Source organism: Vibrio atypicus (genome assembly GCF_009811315.1).
Taxonomy (GTDB): Bacteria; Pseudomonadota; Gammaproteobacteria; order Enterobacterales; family Vibrionaceae; genus Vibrio; species Vibrio atypicus.
Map to the genome: position 1 here is coordinate 1 of NZ_BLID01000013.1, position 17,488 is coordinate 17,488.

15 protein-coding genes are annotated in these 17,488 nt (G+C 45.2%); 6 read left to right on the forward strand and 9 right to left on the reverse strand.

Translation table 11 applies throughout. The features are described from left to right. Positions 1–571: 571 nt before the first annotated feature. The 6 genes from fre to trxA all read right to left on the reverse strand — a co-directional run bounded on the left by fre (position 572) and on the right by trxA (position 6,400). On the reverse strand, positions 572–1,285 hold the full coding sequence (gene fre, locus GVO60_RS20180; protein ID WP_159657307.1) for an NAD(P)H-flavin reductase: 714 nt from the start codon (positions 1,283–1,285) through the stop codon (positions 572–574). Positions 1,286–1,299: 14 nt separating this feature from the next. Further along, positions 1,300–1,569: a 2Fe-2S iron-sulfur cluster-binding protein gene (locus GVO60_RS20185; RefSeq protein ID WP_159657309.1), complete on the reverse strand. Its 270-nt coding sequence runs from the start codon at positions 1,567–1,569 to the stop codon at positions 1,300–1,302. Beyond that, positions 1,566–3,422: a 4-hydroxy-3-polyprenylbenzoate decarboxylase gene (gene ubiD / locus GVO60_RS20190; RefSeq protein WP_159657311.1), complete on the reverse strand. Its 1,857-nt coding sequence runs from the start codon at positions 3,420–3,422 to the stop codon at positions 1,566–1,568. Before ubiD ends, GVO60_RS20185 begins: the two co-directional genes overlap by 4 nt. Positions 3,423–3,519: 97 nt before the next feature. After that, positions 3,520–4,512, reverse strand: coding sequence for a hypothetical protein (locus GVO60_RS20195; RefSeq protein ID WP_159657313.1), 993 nt, complete (start codon positions 4,510–4,512; stop codon positions 3,520–3,522). Positions 4,513–4,618: 106 nt separating this feature from the next. Beyond that, on the reverse strand, positions 4,619–5,878 hold the full coding sequence (gene rho, locus GVO60_RS20200; protein WP_159657315.1) for a transcription termination factor Rho: 1,260 nt from the start codon (positions 5,876–5,878) through the stop codon (positions 4,619–4,621). A gap of 195 nt (positions 5,879–6,073) precedes the next feature. Continuing rightward, a complete protein-coding gene (gene trxA / locus GVO60_RS20205; RefSeq protein WP_038139762.1) occupies positions 6,074–6,400 on the reverse strand; it encodes a thioredoxin TrxA in 327 nt (108 codons plus the stop codon). A 111-nt stretch (positions 6,401–6,511) separates the two neighbouring features. Here trxA and rhlB point away from each other — a divergent pair, with 111 nt between their 5' ends. Then, complete coding sequence (gene rhlB / locus GVO60_RS20210) at positions 6,512–7,813, forward strand: ATP-dependent RNA helicase RhlB (RefSeq protein WP_159657317.1); 1,302 nt, start codon at positions 6,512–6,514, stop codon at positions 7,811–7,813. 7 nt (positions 7,814–7,820) lie between these two features. Next, positions 7,821–9,311: a guanosine-5'-triphosphate,3'-diphosphate diphosphatase gene (gene gppA / locus GVO60_RS20215; RefSeq protein ID WP_159657319.1), complete on the forward strand. Its 1,491-nt coding sequence runs from the start codon at positions 7,821–7,823 to the stop codon at positions 9,309–9,311. A 77-nt stretch (positions 9,312–9,388) separates the two neighbouring features. Here the strand turns inward: gppA and GVO60_RS20220 are convergent, their stop codons facing one another. The 3 genes from GVO60_RS20220 to recQ form a co-directional block, all read right to left on the reverse strand. Further along, positions 9,389–10,057 carry a 7-cyano-7-deazaguanine/7-aminomethyl-7-deazaguanine transporter gene (locus tag GVO60_RS20220; protein ID WP_159657321.1) on the reverse strand — a complete coding sequence of 223 codons (669 nt, stop codon included), beginning with the start codon at positions 10,055–10,057 and terminating at the stop codon, positions 9,389–9,391. A gap of 203 nt (positions 10,058–10,260) precedes the next feature. After that, positions 10,261–10,593, reverse strand: coding sequence for a DUF3630 family protein (locus tag GVO60_RS20225; protein WP_225874952.1), 333 nt, complete (start codon positions 10,591–10,593; stop codon positions 10,261–10,263). After that, positions 10,586–12,421: an ATP-dependent DNA helicase RecQ gene (recQ, locus tag GVO60_RS20230; RefSeq protein WP_159657323.1), complete on the reverse strand. Its 1,836-nt coding sequence runs from the start codon at positions 12,419–12,421 to the stop codon at positions 10,586–10,588. Before recQ ends, GVO60_RS20225 begins: the two co-directional genes overlap by 8 nt. Positions 12,422–12,578: 157 nt before the next feature. On the opposite strand from recQ, the gene rarD reads away from it, so the two are divergent. The 4 genes from rarD (at position 12,579) to ggt (ending at position 16,963) form a co-directional block, all read left to right on the forward strand. Continuing rightward, positions 12,579–13,493 (forward strand): EamA family transporter RarD, encoded by a 915-nt coding sequence (rarD, locus tag GVO60_RS20235; protein ID WP_159657325.1) that lies wholly within the window; start codon positions 12,579–12,581, stop codon positions 13,491–13,493. 72 nt (positions 13,494–13,565) lie between these two features. Further along, entirely contained in the window at positions 13,566–14,360 is a 795-nt protein-coding gene (locus GVO60_RS20240; protein ID WP_159657327.1) for an AraC family transcriptional regulator, read from the forward strand. 73 nt (positions 14,361–14,433) lie between these two features. Continuing rightward, positions 14,434–15,102, forward strand: coding sequence for a LysE family translocator (locus GVO60_RS20245; protein ID WP_159657329.1), 669 nt, complete (start codon positions 14,434–14,436; stop codon positions 15,100–15,102). A gap of 112 nt (positions 15,103–15,214) precedes the next feature. Next, entirely contained in the window at positions 15,215–16,963 is a 1,749-nt protein-coding gene (ggt, locus tag GVO60_RS20250) for a gamma-glutamyltransferase (RefSeq protein WP_159657331.1), read from the forward strand. The last annotated feature ends 525 nt before the right edge of the window (positions 16,964–17,488 follow it).

Genomic DNA, 17,488 nt, shown 5'->3' on the forward strand with positions numbered 1-17,488 from the left:
TGAGCCATGATCAAACTCTTCAATTTAAGATTTTGTTCGGCTCAATGAATACTGACTTCAAAACTACTGTGTAATTTTAAAGCTATTATCGTTCCAACAGAACGATAATGAATTGACTGTGCCAAGTCTTTCGACTCGTTTGGTCACTCAGTTCATTGAAACCTAATTTGATACCGCTCTCTATAAAGAAAGAATATCTAATTGGATTATCATCAACGAGTGCCCACACAGATTGATAGGTTTATATTGTTAAAGAGCTTTTCTTCTTTGTGACTCACATCACTTCGGAAGAGGCAGCCATTCTAGCGTTTCATTCTCAAGTGTCAAACACTTTTTTGAATTTTTTGTTTCAAGCGTTTCAGCATCAAAACAAGCGAGTTGGCTTTACTGATTTATCGACAAAGCCTTGTGGCGTCTGCCGTGTCAGTGGATGCGCATTATAGGGAGTTCAGCTTTAAGCGCAACCCCTTTTTCAAATAAAATTGAAAAAAGTAACTGTTCGTTGAATTTGTATTCAAAAGCACAAAAAAAGAGAGCAATTCGCTCTCTTTTTAGTCTCTTTTAATCAAGTTTAGATAAATGCATAGGCATCAGCGAACATTCTATCGCTTTGAGCACCTTTATTCTGAGTAAATTGCTCACGCGCAGCTCCTGCCATTTCGAAACGACCCGCAATGTAGATGTCATACTCGGCCAGTGAGGCGAAATCCCCACTCACCGCTTCTAATACGTTACCGACTTTACCTTGCCACTCCGTTGGCGCTTGCTCAACGACTGGTACAAAGTGAACATTGCTGTGTTGCGCTGCGATCTGGTCTAACTCTTCTTTTGCATACAGTTGGCAATCATCACGACCACCCCAGTATAGGTAGATTTCATTATTTAAACTCTGTGCAACACAGTGATCAAGAATTGAACGCACATAGCTAAAGCCAGTGCCACCTGCAATAAGCAGCAATGGACGATCACTATCTTCTTGGATCCAAGCATCACCATGTGGAGCATCAATAGTCATATCACCGCCATTATCAAGGGCAGCTTTCATAGCTTCTACCACTTCTAAGGCGTAAGCGTTTTGTTCAGCTGCACCAATATGCAGTTCTAGCTCACCCTCATGACGGCATGGGCTACTTGCAATAGAGAAAGGACGCTTGTCTTTTTCACCCATCACAACCATTAGGTACTGCCCTGCTTTAAAGTTAACAGGTGACTCTGGGTGAAGAAGAATTTGATAAGTATTACAAGCTAACGGCCTAATTGACTTTACTTTACATTGGATGGTCATGGTGTTCCTCTTACTTACTCCTCAAAAGTAAGTACTAAATTACTTTCGGCGTACGCCTGACAAGCAAATACCCAACCTTGTTGTTGCTCTTTCTCAGTGAGCATCGGTTCAAGGTGGTAACTTACTGTTCCTTCAAGTTTGCGGCACAGACACGCTGCACACGCCCCAACCTGGCATCGATGAGGGAAGCGAATATTATTGTTGAGCGCCGCTTCCAATATCGTCTGCCCATCTTGCACCTCAAAAGCAATACCTTGAGGCAGCAAGACGATAGTGTTTATCATGATATTCCCAGCTTACTCCATTTCGCATCAACCTGCGCAACGAGCTCTGGGTCTTTCTTAATGGGAACGCCCCATTCTCTTTCTACTTCACCACTGAATTTATTCGTTGCATCTAAAGCCAGTTTAGAACAACGTCCATTCTGTGCCGAGATTTGAACCGTATCACGTGCAGGGTCCATTCGAGTCGTCATCGCCCAAATAATGTCATTCCAATCGTGAACATTGACATCTTCATCGCATAACACCACAAATTTTGCGTCCGTATACTGCTCTAATAGTTGCCACAGTTTCTCGAGCAGACGCTTAGACTCTCCAGCCTGGGATTTACGCATCGATACAATCGCAAAGCGGTCGTCACCTGCCGATTTAGGTAGTGCGATATCGATCACTTCACTATTTTCAGCTTTAAATTGTTCTAAGACCTCTTGACTTAGAGACTCAATAGAACGAACCGCTAAATCTGGATCAGACGCTTTTTCTGCGTCCCATTTAATCGTCGCATCCATACCCATTTTTGAGCCTAACCCAACGATAGGTGAAGCGAAGTCTAACGAATCAATCGGCGTATTTTCGATCATCAGAGTATCTCGAACCGGTTCCATGTTATTAGCCATTGCTTTAATCACATCGTCCCAGCTACGAGCATCAACGCTTTCATCACATACGACGACAAATTTGGTATACATGAACTGACGCAAGAAAGACCACACGCCTAACATCACGCGCTTGGCATGACCAGGGTACTGCTTCTTGATCGTCACGACTGCCATCCGATACGAGCACCCTTCAGGCGGTAGGTAGAAATCTTCTATCTCAGGAAACTGCTTTTGTAAAATAGGAACAAACACTTCATTCAGTGCAACTCCTAACACAGCAGGTTCATCTGGCGGACGCCCCGTGTATGTGCTGTGGTAAATCGGGTCTTTACGCATTGTGATATGCGTAATTGTGAAAACGTGGTGCTTTTCTTTTTCGTTGTAATAGCCAGTATGGTCACCATAAGGACCTTCATCAGCATACTCATTTGGATCGATATAACCTTCCATCACAATTTCGGCACTCGCAGGTACTTCAAGGTCATTACTGACTGATTTAACCACTTCAGTTTTACTACCACGAAGTAATCCAGCAAATGCGTATTCAGATAGGGTATCCGGAACCGGTGTAACCGCGCCGAGTATCGTCGCAGGGTCAGCCCCAAAAGCCACAGAAATTGGGAATGGTTTACCCGGGTGTGTTTCCATCCAATCACGTAGATCCAGCGCACCGCCTCTATGGGCTAACCAGCGCATGATGATCTTGTTCTTAGCGATTTTTTGCTGACGGTAAATCCCCAAGTTTTGGCGTTTCTTGTGTGGGCCGCGCGTGACGGTTAATCCCCAAGTCAATAAAGGAGCAACATCATCTTGCCAGCAGCTCATCACAGGGATCTTATCTAAATCGACGTCATCTCCTTGCCAAACCACTTCCTGACATGCGGCTTTTCGAAGACGCTTTGCGGGCATGTTGAGCACTTGCTTAAAAACCGGAATTTTATCCAACGCGTCTTTAAATCCACGTGGCGGTTCTGGTTCTTTCAAGTACGCCAGCAGTTTCCCAACTTCACGCAGCTCTTTCACTTCGCTGCGGCCCATACCCATCGCCACTCGTTCAGGCGTACCAAACAAGTTAGTCAGAACCGGAATATCATAGCCAATGGGATTTTCAAATAACAAAGCAGGACCACCTGAACGTAAAGTCCGGTCGCTGATTTCAGTCATTTCATAATGTGGGTCAACAGGGTGAGTGATGCGTTTCAGTTTGCCCTCTTGTTCAAGATGAGCAATGAAATCACGTAAATCCTTAAAACTCATAGGCCTTCATAATGGCTGGTTAAACTGCAAGCAGTATAACAAAAAGAGGAATCATTCGATCCCTCTTTTTCTTGTGGTTATTTTTACCTGATCAACGCTATTGTGACAGTACGTTCATTATTGCGCTGCTACGCACCGATTGGTTACTACTGACCAACTCTTCTAACCAAGATGTATAGCCTTGGCGTGCCAATTCCTGCGCAACCAAAGGCGCGTCATCCTTTAGAGCCATTCGTTCGATGAGGAATGCTTTTGTCTCTTGGCTCATAGGCCGAATACGGGTTAGCTGCTTAAAGGCATGCTCTTTTAGGCTTGGGTTTTGCGATGCATGAATAATTTGCTCAATAGAAAACTCATCCGCGACTTTCGCCAATCGAGACAACTCTTGTTGGCTATTAAAATCAGCGCGCATTAACCACACCAATTTATACACTTCAGGATCTTCGCTGACTTGAGCCAAACGAACCATCACCTCAGATGAAGGAAGCCAGCTTATTACCGCCTCTTCCGTTAATTGTTTGGCTAACCCAGAAACCGCTTCAGCAGATAGACTATCGAGTTCTCTAATCAATAAGGCTTCACGGGTTTGCACTTGGTAATCGTTACCTGATAGCCACTGCTGTAAATCAAGCTCTCCTCGCTCAGCTTTTAACACAAAGTCGAGTGTCGACTGATCTTGTTTCCACTGTTTCAACAAACGGCTAGCAATAGCAGGATAGTTAAAAGCAGGCACAGAGAACTCGTAGCCATCCCCTCGTTCCAATACTTGATAGGTTGGAACCATAGACTTTTGCTGTTCGACGAATACAGCCATTTTAGGGGTCAGAATGATTTGTTGATGTTCGATCTTATTAAGCAGTAGATAGCGGGTGACTTCTTGTTGAGGTAGGGAAAGCCTTTCGAGAGCGAAATTAAGAGAGTCAATATTGTCTTCAATCACATACTGAAGCAACTGAGCGACTTTTTGATGAACTTGCTCATCTTGCAATAATGTTTCGACGCGGTTGGGCGTCATCTCTGATGCAGAGACAACGGGCGCTCCTAGTAATAATGCGGATAGGAGTACCGACGACAACAGTCCTTGTTGCATGTTAACCTCCTTGTAACATTTCCACCATTGTGCTTGTTATCAGGTGATAATGCAAACAAAAACGCCACCGCTTGTGCGGTGGCGTTTTATTAGAAATCAGTCCGAATTACTGACGACGCATTGCATCGAAGAACTCATCATTGGTCTTCGTCATTGCAAGCTTATCAATCAGGAATTCCATCGCATCGATTTCGCCCATTGGGTGAACAATCTTACGTAGAATCCACATCTTCTGTAGCTCTTCGTTCTTGGTTAGAAGCTCTTCACGACGCGTACCACTACGGTTAAAGTCGATTGCTGGGAATACACGTTTCTCAGCGATCTTACGGTTCAGGTGAATTTCCATGTTACCTGTACCTTTAAACTCTTCGTAGATTACTTCGTCCATCTTAGAACCTGTATCTACTAGCGCTGTCGCCAGAATCGTCAAACTACCGCCTTCTTCAACGTTACGAGCAGCACCGAAGAAGCGCTTAGGACGATGAAGGGCATTCGCATCCACACCACCAGTAAGAACTTTACCTGATGAAGGAACAACGGTGTTGTAAGCACGCGCTAGACGAGTGATAGAGTCAAGCAGGATAACCACGTCTTTCTTGTGTTCAACAAGACGTTTTGCTTTCTCGATCACCATTTCAGCGACTTGCACGTGACGTGATGCTGGCTCATCAAAAGTAGAAGCGATAACTTCACCTTTCACTAAGCGCTGCATCTCTGTTACTTCTTCTGGACGTTCGTCGATAAGAAGTACCATCAACTCACACTCTGGGTGGTTGTAAGCAATGCTCTGCGCAATATTTTGCAGCAGCATTGTTTTACCCGCTTTAGGCGGCGCCACGATCAGACCACGCTGACCTTTACCAATTGGTGACGCTAAATCTAGAACACGAGCAGTAATATCTTCTGTCGAACCGTTACCACGCTCCATAACCATACGCTCGTTTGCGTGCAGTGGCGTCAAGTTTTCAAATAGAATCTTGTTACGCGCGTTATCTGGCTTGTCATCATTAACTGTATTGACTTTAAGCAGAGCAAAATAACGTTCACCGTCTTTTGGTGGACGAATTTTCCCGGCAATAGAGTCACCTGTACGTAGGTTAAAACGACGGATCTGACTTGGAGAAACGTAAATATCGTCCGGACCAGCTAGGTATGAGCTGTCTGCACTACGCAAGAAACCAAAGCCGTCTTGAAGTATTTCCAGAACACCGTCGCCAAAAATATCTTCACCACTTTTAGCGTGCGCTTTTAGGATGGAGAAGATGATGTCTTGCTTTCTTAGACGTGCTAGGTTTTCAAGGCCCAAGCTCTCGCCAAGTTTAACAAGATCAGACACAGGTCTGTTCTTCAATTCTGTAAGATTCATTGTGGTGGATACTTGTTTAGTCAAAATAGGATCTGTTATTTAGTTAAGATGGATTCGGTCTCAGGATCGACCAAGAAGAGAAACTTGTTTAATTAACGTGCGATAAACTAGCACTAAATAGTAGCCTAGTCTAGATTTTGTTGGTGTTCAAAAAACAAAACCGTGCACTATTCCAATGCACGGTCTCATCTACGACTAAAGATTTGCGTCTAAGAACTCTTTTAGTTGAGTCTTAGATAGTGCGCCTACTTTAGTAGCGGCTACGTTACCATCTTTAAATAGAAGCAACGTTGGAATACCACGGATACCAAATTTAGGCGGTGTACCCGCATTTTGGTCGATATTTAGTTTACCGATAGTGAGCTTGCCTTCGTACTCGTCCGCGATTTCGTCCAGGATAGGAGCGATCATTTTACAAGGACCACACCATTCTGCCCAAAAATCAACAAGAACTGGGCCTGCAGCATTGATTACATCGTTTTCAAAACCGTCATCAGTAAGCTGCAAAATCTTATCACTCATCTTCCACTCCAATGTGTTTTTTTGAACTGGTTGCAAGATAACCAGGATTTAGATGCCCTATTGGAATGTATTTACTTTCGTATTGCAAGCTTAAGCTGATATTCTATAGCCATGAAAAAGACGCATATCACAGAGCAAAAGTTCGCCGATTTGGGATTACATCCTCAAGTTACTGAAGGTTTGGAGAAAAAAGGGTTCGAATTTTGTACCCCAATTCAAGCTTTGGCGTTGCCGGTACTGCTCACCGGCCAAGACATCGCAGGTCAGGCTCAAACAGGCACAGGTAAAACCCTGGCTTTCCTGACGGCTACTTTTAACCACTTACTGACGACACCTGAACATGAAGGTCGTAAGCCAACTCAACCGCGCGCTATTATTATGGCACCAACGCGTGAGTTAGCGATTCAGATCTACAATGACGCTGCCCCACTGATTGAAAGCACGGGTATTAAAGCGGCATTAGCTTACGGTGGCGAAAGCTACGACAAGCAATTAGGTAAGCTTGAGCAAGGTGTGGATGTACTGATTGGTACAACTGGCCGCATCATTGACTTCTATAAACAGAAAGTCTTTAACCTAAATCACATTCAAGCCGTTGTACTTGATGAAGCGGATCGCATGTTCGATCTTGGGTTTATTAAAGATATTCGTTTCTTGTTCCGCCGTATGCCAGAACCACAAGACCGCATGAACATGCTGTTTTCTGCCACGCTATCTTACCGTGTACAAGAGTTAGCTTTCGAACACATGCACAACCCAGAGCATGTGGTTGTTGAGCCAGAACGCAAAACGGGTCACCGCATCCAAGAAGAGTTGTTCTACCCATCTAACGAACACAAGATGTCATTGCTTCAGACTCTAATTGAAGAAGAGTGGCCAGATCGCGCGATTATTTTTGCTAACACCAAACACAAATGTGATTCAGTGTGGGGGCACCTAGCGGCAGATGGACACCGAGTCGGTCTACTAACCGGTGATGTTCCACAGAAGAAACGTGAACGCATCCTTGAGCAATTTACTAAGGGCGAAGTGGATCTGTTGGTTGCGACTGATGTTGCCGCTCGTGGCCTACACATTCCACAAGTAACGCACGTATTCAACTTCGACTTGCCTGACGACTGTGAAGACTATGTTCACCGTATTGGCCGTACTGGCCGTGCTGGTGCAAGTGGTCACTCGATTAGCTTTGCTTGTGAAGATTACGCCATTAACCTTCCACCAATCGAAGAATACATTGAACACGCAATTCCAGTTTCGGATTACGACCCAAGCGCTCTGATCGAAGATCTACCTGCGCCAATTCGCATGCGTTCAAATCGTCCGCAGCAGCGTCGTACCAATACTGGTGGTTCTCGTTCAGGTAACCGTCGCCAAAACAATCGCTCTCGTCCACGTCAGCAAAAGGATTCTTAAGTCGTCTATGAGCCAAGCAGTTTCTTCTCCGCTTTACGCAGCCATCGACCTCGGGTCGAACAGTTTTCATATGCTCGTTGTGCGTCACATTGATGGCAGTGTACAAACGATGGCTAAAATCAAACGCAAAGTTCGCCTTGCGGCAGGTTTGGACGAAAATAACGCCCTAAGCCTTGAAGCCATGCAACGCGGTTGGGACTGCTTGAGTCTTTTTGCTGAACGACTGCAAGATATCCCGACGGAAAATATTCGTATCGTCGGCACCGCAACGCTGCGCACCGCAACAAACGTGGATATTTTCTTAAAGAAAGCCAATCAAATCTTAGGTCATGATATTGAAGTGATCTCTGGTGAAGAAGAAGCCGCAACCATATACAAAGGCGTTGCTCATACTTCTGGAGGCAGTGGTCGTCGATTGGTGGTCGATATTGGTGGAGCCAGTACCGAACTGATCATTGGCCAAGGTTTTGAAGCTAAAGCCCTCACCAGTTTAAAGATGGGATGCGTCACTTGGTTGGAACGTCATTTTAAAGACCGCCAACTCACCGTGACTAATTTCAACAATGCCATTTTGGCGGCGAAAGAAACACTTCAGCCGATTTTGGAGCAGTATACAAATATCGGTTGGGATGTCTGTGTCGGCGCCTCTGGCACAGTGCAAGCATTACAAGAAATCATGTTGGCGCAAGGTATGGATGAAGTGATCACTCATGCCAAATTAAAACGCCTACAGAAACAAGCAATGCGAGCAGACCATCTTGAAGAGCTTGAGATTGAAGGTCTGACCCTTGAGCGTGCTTTAGTTTTCCCAAGTGGCTTGTCTATTCTGATTGCGATTTTCGAATTGCTTGAGATTGATTCAATGACACTGGCAGGCGGTGCTTTGCGTGAAGGCTTAGTATATGAAATGGTCGACGAGCTTAAGCAAGACGATATTCGTGCCCGCACCATTGCTAGCATCCAAAGCCGCTACCAGATTGATCGCGCTTATGGCGAGCAAGTCGCAACACTTGCAAATTCGCTGCTGAGTCAATGTCAACCGGACTGGATCGCGGAAGAACAAGGTAAGGTTTTACTCGAAACGGCTGCGAAGCTGCATGAAATTGGTTTAACCATCGATTTCAAAAAAGGTGGGACTCATAGCGCTTACCTTCTACAAAGCTTAGACCTACCAGGCTACACCTTGGCGCAAAAGCACCTATTGGGTGAAATTGCTCGCCGGTATCGTGAGCAATTAACCTCACTGCCTGAGCAACATGCGATCTCAGGAGCAAGTGCTAAGCGCGTATTGCGCCTATTACGCCTTGCGGTGCTACTGACTCATCGCCGTAATCCAGCGCTTGAGCCAGCGATTACATTGGCATCAGAGGCCGATAAGTTAGTCTTAACTGTTGATGCACAATGGTTGGATAACAACCCTCTTACTGCGGCAGAGCTTGAAATTGAAGCAAACCGTCAAAGTGATATTGGGTGGCCGCTGACCGTGATTGCGAACTGATCATTTATCCTCTAATGCAAAAAGCCTGAGAGACCTTATCCCTCGGGCTTTTTATTATCTTCAGCATGTCAAAACAATCAGTTTGCGCCAACGATTTTGAAATCTGGATTTACTGCAGTGAGTTTTCTTACTAAATAGTTAAGAAGCATGCCGTACATTGGTACAAACAGGCCTAAACTAATCACTAGTTTAAATCCGTAATCCACCAGCGCAATTTCCGTCCAGTGCTCTGCCATAAATGGATCTGGGCTTTGGTAAAAAGCAATCGCAAAGAAGGCAATCGTGTCCAACGCATTACCAAACAGCGTCGAACAAGTTGGTGCTACCCACCACTGCTTCAACTGACGTAGGCGGTTGAATACATGCACATCCAGAATTTGCCCTAATAAATAAGCCATAAAACTGGCGATAGCAATACGAGCCACAAACAAGTTGAATTCGCCTAAGTGCGAGAACCCTTGAAATTGACCTTCAAAGAACAAAACGGATAAAGCGTAAGAGACAGCAAGTGCCGGCAACATCACTAAGAAAATGATTTTTCTTGCTAACTTGGCGCCAAAAACACGCACGGTCAAATCTGTCGCTAGAAAAATAAATGGGAAAGTGAATGCACCCCAAGTGGTATGGAAACCGAACACAGTAAAGGGTAATTGTACTAGGTAGTTACTTGATGCAATGATGACCAAGTGAAATAACACTAACAATAGAAGGGCTTTGCGCTGCTGCGCAGGGGTAAAGTTACTCATGCGATACCTTTTTAGTTTGGTTTGGGGGCGAGGGAACCCAAATCGAATCTATTCCAACCCTTTGGAATGACTCTGACCAACAATGTAAAACAAACATGATATTTGAAATGATGAAACTTCTAGCAAGACAAATATCGCGGCGGGCGATTATACATTAACCAATTAACGTCGCAAGCCTAGGTTTCTAAGCAATCGTTGGCGTATTAAAATCCACGTTCAAACAGTGATGCAAGGAAGTCGAGTTCCTGTTTCGAATCACCTGAAGATAACGCTTCTAACCACACACATTCACTGTAGTGCTCCGCACGAAGAAACAGTTGGCAATCTTCAAAATCAATCAACCATGAATGGATATCTGCATCCCACTGCTTCTCGATCGCTTGTGCTGAAAGTAATTTCAACAACTTATCGCCAAGCTCAGGGAAAGTATCAAAATCAAAATTTGGAGTACGGATGATGATGCGACCTTCTTCTGCGTCATACTGAGAAAGACCAAATTCCGTTTGTTGTTCGTTCACCATATTCGTATCAGCCATGATTGGTTAAGTGTTCCTGAATTAAATTTAAAAATGGGTCCGCGTATTTATCCAGTTTACGTTGTCCAACGCCGTTAACCGCGAGCATTTCCCCGTAAGAGGTCGGCAGGATTTCCGCCATATCAATCAAAGTCGCGTCACTGAATACCACGTAAGGTGGTAAGCCATCTTCATCTGCTATCGCTTTGCGCAGCTTACGCAACTTAGCAAACAACTTCTTATCGTAATTCTTACTCGACAACTTATCTGATTTCGCAGCCCGAGCCGCAGTATCAAGGCGAGGCACAGCCAACTCCAGCGACATTTCCCCTCTCAATAAAGGACGCGCTTCTTCGGTCAGTTGCAATGTCGAGTTGCGGGTAATATTTTGCGTCAGTAGTCCTTTATGAATCAACTGACGGAAGATACTCACCCAATAGTCGTGGCTGTTTTCACGGCCAATACCATAAGTAGAGAGTTTGTCGTGGCCATTCTCTCGCACACGGATGTTCTGCATACCACGCAGTACTTCAACGACATAACCAATACCAAAACTCTGATTGACGCGATACACACAAGAGAGCGCTTTTTGTGATTGCTCCGTCGCATCGAAGTGTTTTGGTGGGTCAAGGCAGATGTCGCAGTTACCACAAGGCTTCTCACGATATTCGCCAAAGTAATTAAGCAGAACCTGGCGACGACACGTTTGCGCTTCAGCGAATGCGGTCATCGCATTCAGTTTATGTGCTTCAACCTGCTTTTGTGGGCCTTCGTCTTTTTCATCTAACATTCGGCGCAACCAACTGATATCAGCTGGATCGTACAACATCATCGCTTCAGCGGGTAAACCGTCGCGACCTGCACGTCCTGTCTCTTGATAGTAAGACTCAATGTTACGAGGAATATCAAAGTGCACAACAAAACGTACGTTAGGTTTGTTAATGCCCATACCAAACGCCACCGTCGCGACCACAATTTGAATATCATCGCGTTGGAAGGCTTCTTGTACGTAAGCCCGTTCGTCGGTCTCTAGCCCTGCATGATAGCTGGCCGCTCGCAAACCGTTGTTACACAGCTTCTCTGTGACCATTTCCACTTTTTTACGGCTACCACAATAAATGATGCCGCACTGACCACGTTGGTTTTCCAAAAAGCGTACGACTTGAGAAACCGGTTTATGCTTTTCAACTAAGGTGTAGCGAATATTTGGGCGGTCAAAGCTACCTAAATAACTGTGTGGCTCAGTCAACTGCAGACGCTGCATAATATCTTTACGCGTTGCGTCATCAGCAGTTGCGGTTAGCGCCATAAAAGGCACATGCGGGAAGTATTGCTTCAGTTGGCCAAGAGACGCGTACTCCGGCCTAAAGTCATGTCCCCATTGAGAGATACAGTGAGCTTCATCTACGGCAATCATCGAGAGTGGCAAGTGCTCTAAACGCTCGATAAAATCACGCATCAGCACTCGCTCAGGCGATACATAAATCAACTTGATTGCACCTGAATTCATCCGGTTATACACCGAAATCAACTCTTCGCGTGGCATTGATGAGTTAATGCACTCTGCTGCCACCCCATTCGCCTTCAGCTGATCCACTTGGTCTTTCATCAAAGAAATCAACGGCGATATAACTAAGGTAAGGCCATTTCTCACTAATGCAGGAATTTGATAACAGAGCGACTTACCACCACCAGTCGGCATAATCACCAGGCTATCTTGTCCGGCGACGGCCGCTTCAATCACCTCTTGCTGACCATCGCGAAATTCTTGATAGCCAAAAATCTCCTCAAGTACGCTTTGAGGAGTGGCCATCAAATCAGGTTGTTCAGCGAGCAGTGTGGCAGTCATTCAATTCTCAATAGGGATAGGTATGGAGGTGCAAAAAGCAAAGCGCTAATTGTAATGGGGATTGATGGTGAATAAAACTGCAAATTGTTAGGTGATTTAGAGCGTCGTTCGTATACTGGATGTTTCATTTTGTAAATATAGTGTTGAGAAAACGCGCATGACCCCAGAAGAACAACAGAGAGCAAAGCAAGGCGTCCTACTTGCTATTGGCGCGTATACCATGTGGGGAATCGCCCCAATCTACTTTAAAACCATTAGTGATGTTTCTCCGCTAGAGATCCTCAGCCATCGCGTCGTTTGGTCTTTTTTCCTGTTGGCTGCCCTACTTCATTTTGGAAGGCATTGGCGCGGCGTTCGTGATGTTCTTAAATCAAAAATCAAGATGACATACTTATTGGCCACCTCCATCGTCATCGCTGCAAACTGGTTGATTTTCATCTGGGCGGTCAACACCAATCATATGCTTGATGCGAGCTTGGGCTACTACATCAACCCACTGATCAATGTGCTGCTTGGAATGCTGTTCCTTGGCGAGCGCTTACGTAAAATGCAATGGTTTGCTGTTGTTTTAGCAAGTTGCGGCGTATTGGTTCAGCTGATCGCCTTTGGCTCGGTGCCTGTCGTCGCTATCGTGTTGGCTTTGAGTTTTGGTTGCTATGGCTTGCTAAGAAAGAAAGTCAGCCTAGATGCGCAAACAGGATTATTCATCGAAACTCTGATTTTGCTTCCAGCAGCCGCTATCTATTTATTATGGATAGCTGACAGCTCAACTTCAGATTTAATGGCGAACCCAATCACCCTTAACTTGCTTTTGATTTCAGCCGGTGTGATTACCACCCTGCCACTGCTCTGCTTTACCGGTGCTGCCACTCGCCTAAAGCTCTCGACGTTAGGTTTTTTCCAGTACATTGGGCCAAGCCTGATGTTCCTACTTGCCGTCTTGGTTTACGGCGAAGCCTTTACCGCAGACAAAGCCATCACCTTCGCTTTTATTTGGGGAGCCTTGGTGGTGTTTAGTGTGGATGGAATCAAAACCAGTCGTCAGACACGTAAAACATCACTCGCTAAATGATCGTTTTTTACAAGACAACAACGATATAGCGTTATAAGCTTGGTGAAATATTCACCAAGCTTTTTTTACATTATGGATAAGGTCGATTACCACACCACACAAAATAAAGAGATAAACCTGATTAACGCGAACTATCAAAACTTCGCCTTTCAGCGTCACTATCATCTTGATTTTCACATTGGTCTTATCACTCATGGCGAACAAAAATTTTATCACCAAGGTCAATCTCATCAAGTCGGTCCCGGACAAATGGTCATCATGCCGCCAGATGAGTTGCATGATGGGTATTCAAAGTCTGATTCAGGCTATCAAGTTAAAGTCTTTTCCATTGATCCTAAATGGCTTTCTGATCTTGCCGATCTAAAACGATCCGGAGATATCTTGAGTTTCAATCAGTTAGTGGTTCAGGACCCTCGAGTATTTGCTCCTTTAGTACATTTACACAACTCCCTAGCTCTGCACAATCTTCCTCAGCTCACTAAAGATTGCCTTCCTTATGAAGGCTTAAGTCAATTATTCGAACGCTATGGAAGCATAGAGCAAAAGAACTGTATTCCGCTTGGTAATCAATCTGTTGCCACTTTGAAAGAGTTCTTAATGGAAAACCTTGATCAACCTGTCAGGCTCGAACAGCTGTCTGAGCTTTGCCAATTAAGCCCAACTCAGTTCCAGCGTCATTTCAAAGCAAAGGTAGGTCTAACCCCTTATGCATGGCTGAGCCGCTTACGTTTAGAGCAAGGAATGAGGTTATTAAAAGCAGGAGTGTGTGGCACCGAAGTCGCGCTGCAAATTGGCTTTTATGATCAAGCACATTTCAGCAAAGCGTTTAAATCAACTTATGGCGTACCTCCTTCTCAAATCAGTTAGTGTCAGTTTTTTACAATCACCTCCGAAGTGAACGCGACATAATGGTAGCTCATTAATTTTTAGGTACGACATCATGAGCGAATTCACTATCCTCGCTACACTAGCTTCAGTCCACTTTATCGCCTTAATGAGCCCTGGGCCCGATTTTGCTTTAGTGGTACAAAATGCCACGCGATATGGTCGACAGACTGGGCTATACATTGCGCTGGGTTTATCTTGCGGTATTTTACTCCACTCAATATTGAGCCTTACTGGCGTCAGCTACCTTGTTCACCAACAGCCAACCCTTTTTGCCCTATTGCAAATTGCAGGCGGTAGCTACTTGTCATACCTAGGTTACGGCGCCCTAAAAGGCACATGGCAATCAGTGCAATCTAAGCAAAGTGAACAACAAAATATTGAAGATCCAAGCTTACTACTGACCAATAAGCGCCAAGCTTTCTCCCGAGGCTTTGCGACCAATATTCTCAACCCTAAAGCTCTGGTCTTTTTCGTCAGTCTGATGTCGAGTTTAGTTCCAGCCACGATGTCGCTGACTGGCAAAGGCATCGCGCTCATGATTTTATGGAGCCTATCATTGGTGTGGTTTTCTTTTTTAGCTTGGGCATTGTCTACTCAGCGTATGCAAAAAAAAGTCAAAGCGATGGCTATCTATGTCGATGGGCTTTGTGGCGTACTTTTCTCCGTTATTGGCGTCAGTATTCTATGGCAATCAACAGCAACATTATTCGGCCTGCTTTAAGCGTCCAACTGTCTAAGATTTGATTCAGGATTACAATTTCGTAACAAACCTTTAGACCTTATCCATATCCACTGTCACTCTGAATCTGGCATACCAAGAAAGGAGAATAAAAATGCAGTGGAAATTGACACTTCTCACCACCTATTTGCTTGCAACATCAACCGCAGCTTGGGCCAACCAAGCCGCTGACTCCATCGCACCAGAACAAAGTAGTGGCCTTGAACAAAAGCAACTGGTCACAGCCAAAGATTGGATGGTGACGGCCGCAAACCCAATCGCAACTCAAGCTGGTGCTGACATATTAGCCAAAGGGGGCAACGCCATTGATGCGATGGTGACAACTCAATTAATGCTAGGGTTAGTAGAGCCTCAGTCCTCTGGTATTGGTGGCGGCGCTTTCTTGGTCTACTGGGATGCAGAAAAACAGCAACTCACCACATACGATGGACGTGAAACCGCCCCACTCAATGCGACGCCTCGTTTATTCCAAAACGAAAATGGCGAGCCGCTCAAATTTTATGATGCCGTTGTCGGTGGACGCTCTGTTGGCACCCCAGGGACAGTCAAACTGATGTGGGACACGCACCAGAAATATGGCCAATTGGAATGGGCGGAGTTGATCAAGCCTGTCATTTCAGTCGCTGAACAAGGCTTTGAAATCAGCTCTCGCCTTGCAACTCTGATTGAAAAAGACGCCGAGCGGCTGAGTCGGTTTACAGCAACCAAAGCCTACTTCTTTGAAACCGATGGCTCACCTAAAGCCGCTGGAACACAACTCAAAAACCCTGAATACGCCAAAACACTCACAGCTATTGCTCAGCAAGGTGCAAAAGCGTTCTACCAAGGTAAAATCGCCAACGATATTGTCAACACAGTCCAAAACGCACCCGGTAATCCGGGCGTACTCAGCCAGAAAGACTTAGATACGTATTCGATTAAACAGCGCCAGCCTGTTTGTTCTGCTTATCAGAGTTTCGATGTTTGTGGCATGGGGCCGCCAAGTTCTGGCGCTCTCACTGTCGGCCAGATTCTCACCATGACTGAGCAGTTTGATCTTAAAACGTGGGGACCAGACAATCCAAAATCGTGGCAAGTTATTGCTGACGCATCTCGTCTGGCGTTTGCCGATCGTGGGATGTATATGGCGGATGAAGACTTTGTGCCTATGCCAACGCAAGGTTTGCTTGATAAAGCCTATCTAATACAACGAGCGAAGCTGATCAAGCCAGGGCAAGCATTAGACTCGGTTGACGCTGGCATTCCACCGTGGAGTTACGCGCTCCGCCAAAGCAGTGACGAGTCGATTGAGCTACCATCTACCAGCCATTTCAATGTAGTCGACAAAGCTGGCAATGTTGTTTCTATCACGACAACGATTGAAAATGCATTTGGTTCACGCCTGATGACGAACGGATTCTTACTAAACAATGAGCTAACTGACTTTTCTTTCCGAACCCATAAAGATGGAAAACCGATAGTAAACAGGTTAGAACCTGGCAAACGTCCACGCTCTTCCATGGCACCAACCATTATCATGCAAAACGATCAGCCCTATATGGCGATCGGTTCACCCGGTGGTAGCCGAATTATTGGCTATGTCGCACAAGCGATTATTGCTCATACCCAGTGGGACATGGATATTCAGCAAGCAGCCAATCAGCCTCATTTACTAAATCGGTTCGGTACTCTCGATATAGAGCAAGGTACGCCCGCTGAAAGCCATCAGGCAGCACTGGAAGAAATGGGCTTTAAGGTCAATGTTCGCGACTTAAACTCTGGAATTCACGCTATTTTATTGCAAGATGACCAACTTCAGGGCGCTGCAGATCCACGTAGAGAAGGGACCGCAATCGGGCAATAACGACGATCAGCTCACTTGCTTGTGCGAGATCTCTCACAAGCAAGTGAGTAAAAATAGCTTTTGCGCATAGAAAAATTCAACTTACAAACAATAACTCATTGATTTTAAATGATACGTATAAAATACAAACGAATTTTTATATAGAAAACCGTTTGCGTCATATTGCTCAGCGGAGTTAATAGCGTAATATTAATCCTGTCGGAAGGATGCTGACACGGAACAGGAAATTGCCACGGATTAGGTAATCTTCAGGAAGAAGATACGGTTACTTAGGATGAGTAGTCGGCACGGATAGCAAATTGGACATTGAACGGACGCAAATAGTAACTAGGATGGTTGCTACTAAGGATGGGAAATGGACACCTCTGGACGAGGAAAGGACTAATCATCAGGATGATGAAAAGGACACCGCTCAGGGAACAAGCGAAGAGAGCTAACGAGGATTGTTAGTGGACCAGGATAGGGTCAAGGACACCGCTAGGATGGCGAGAAAAGGACTAAGCTGAAGGACATCAGCATACTATC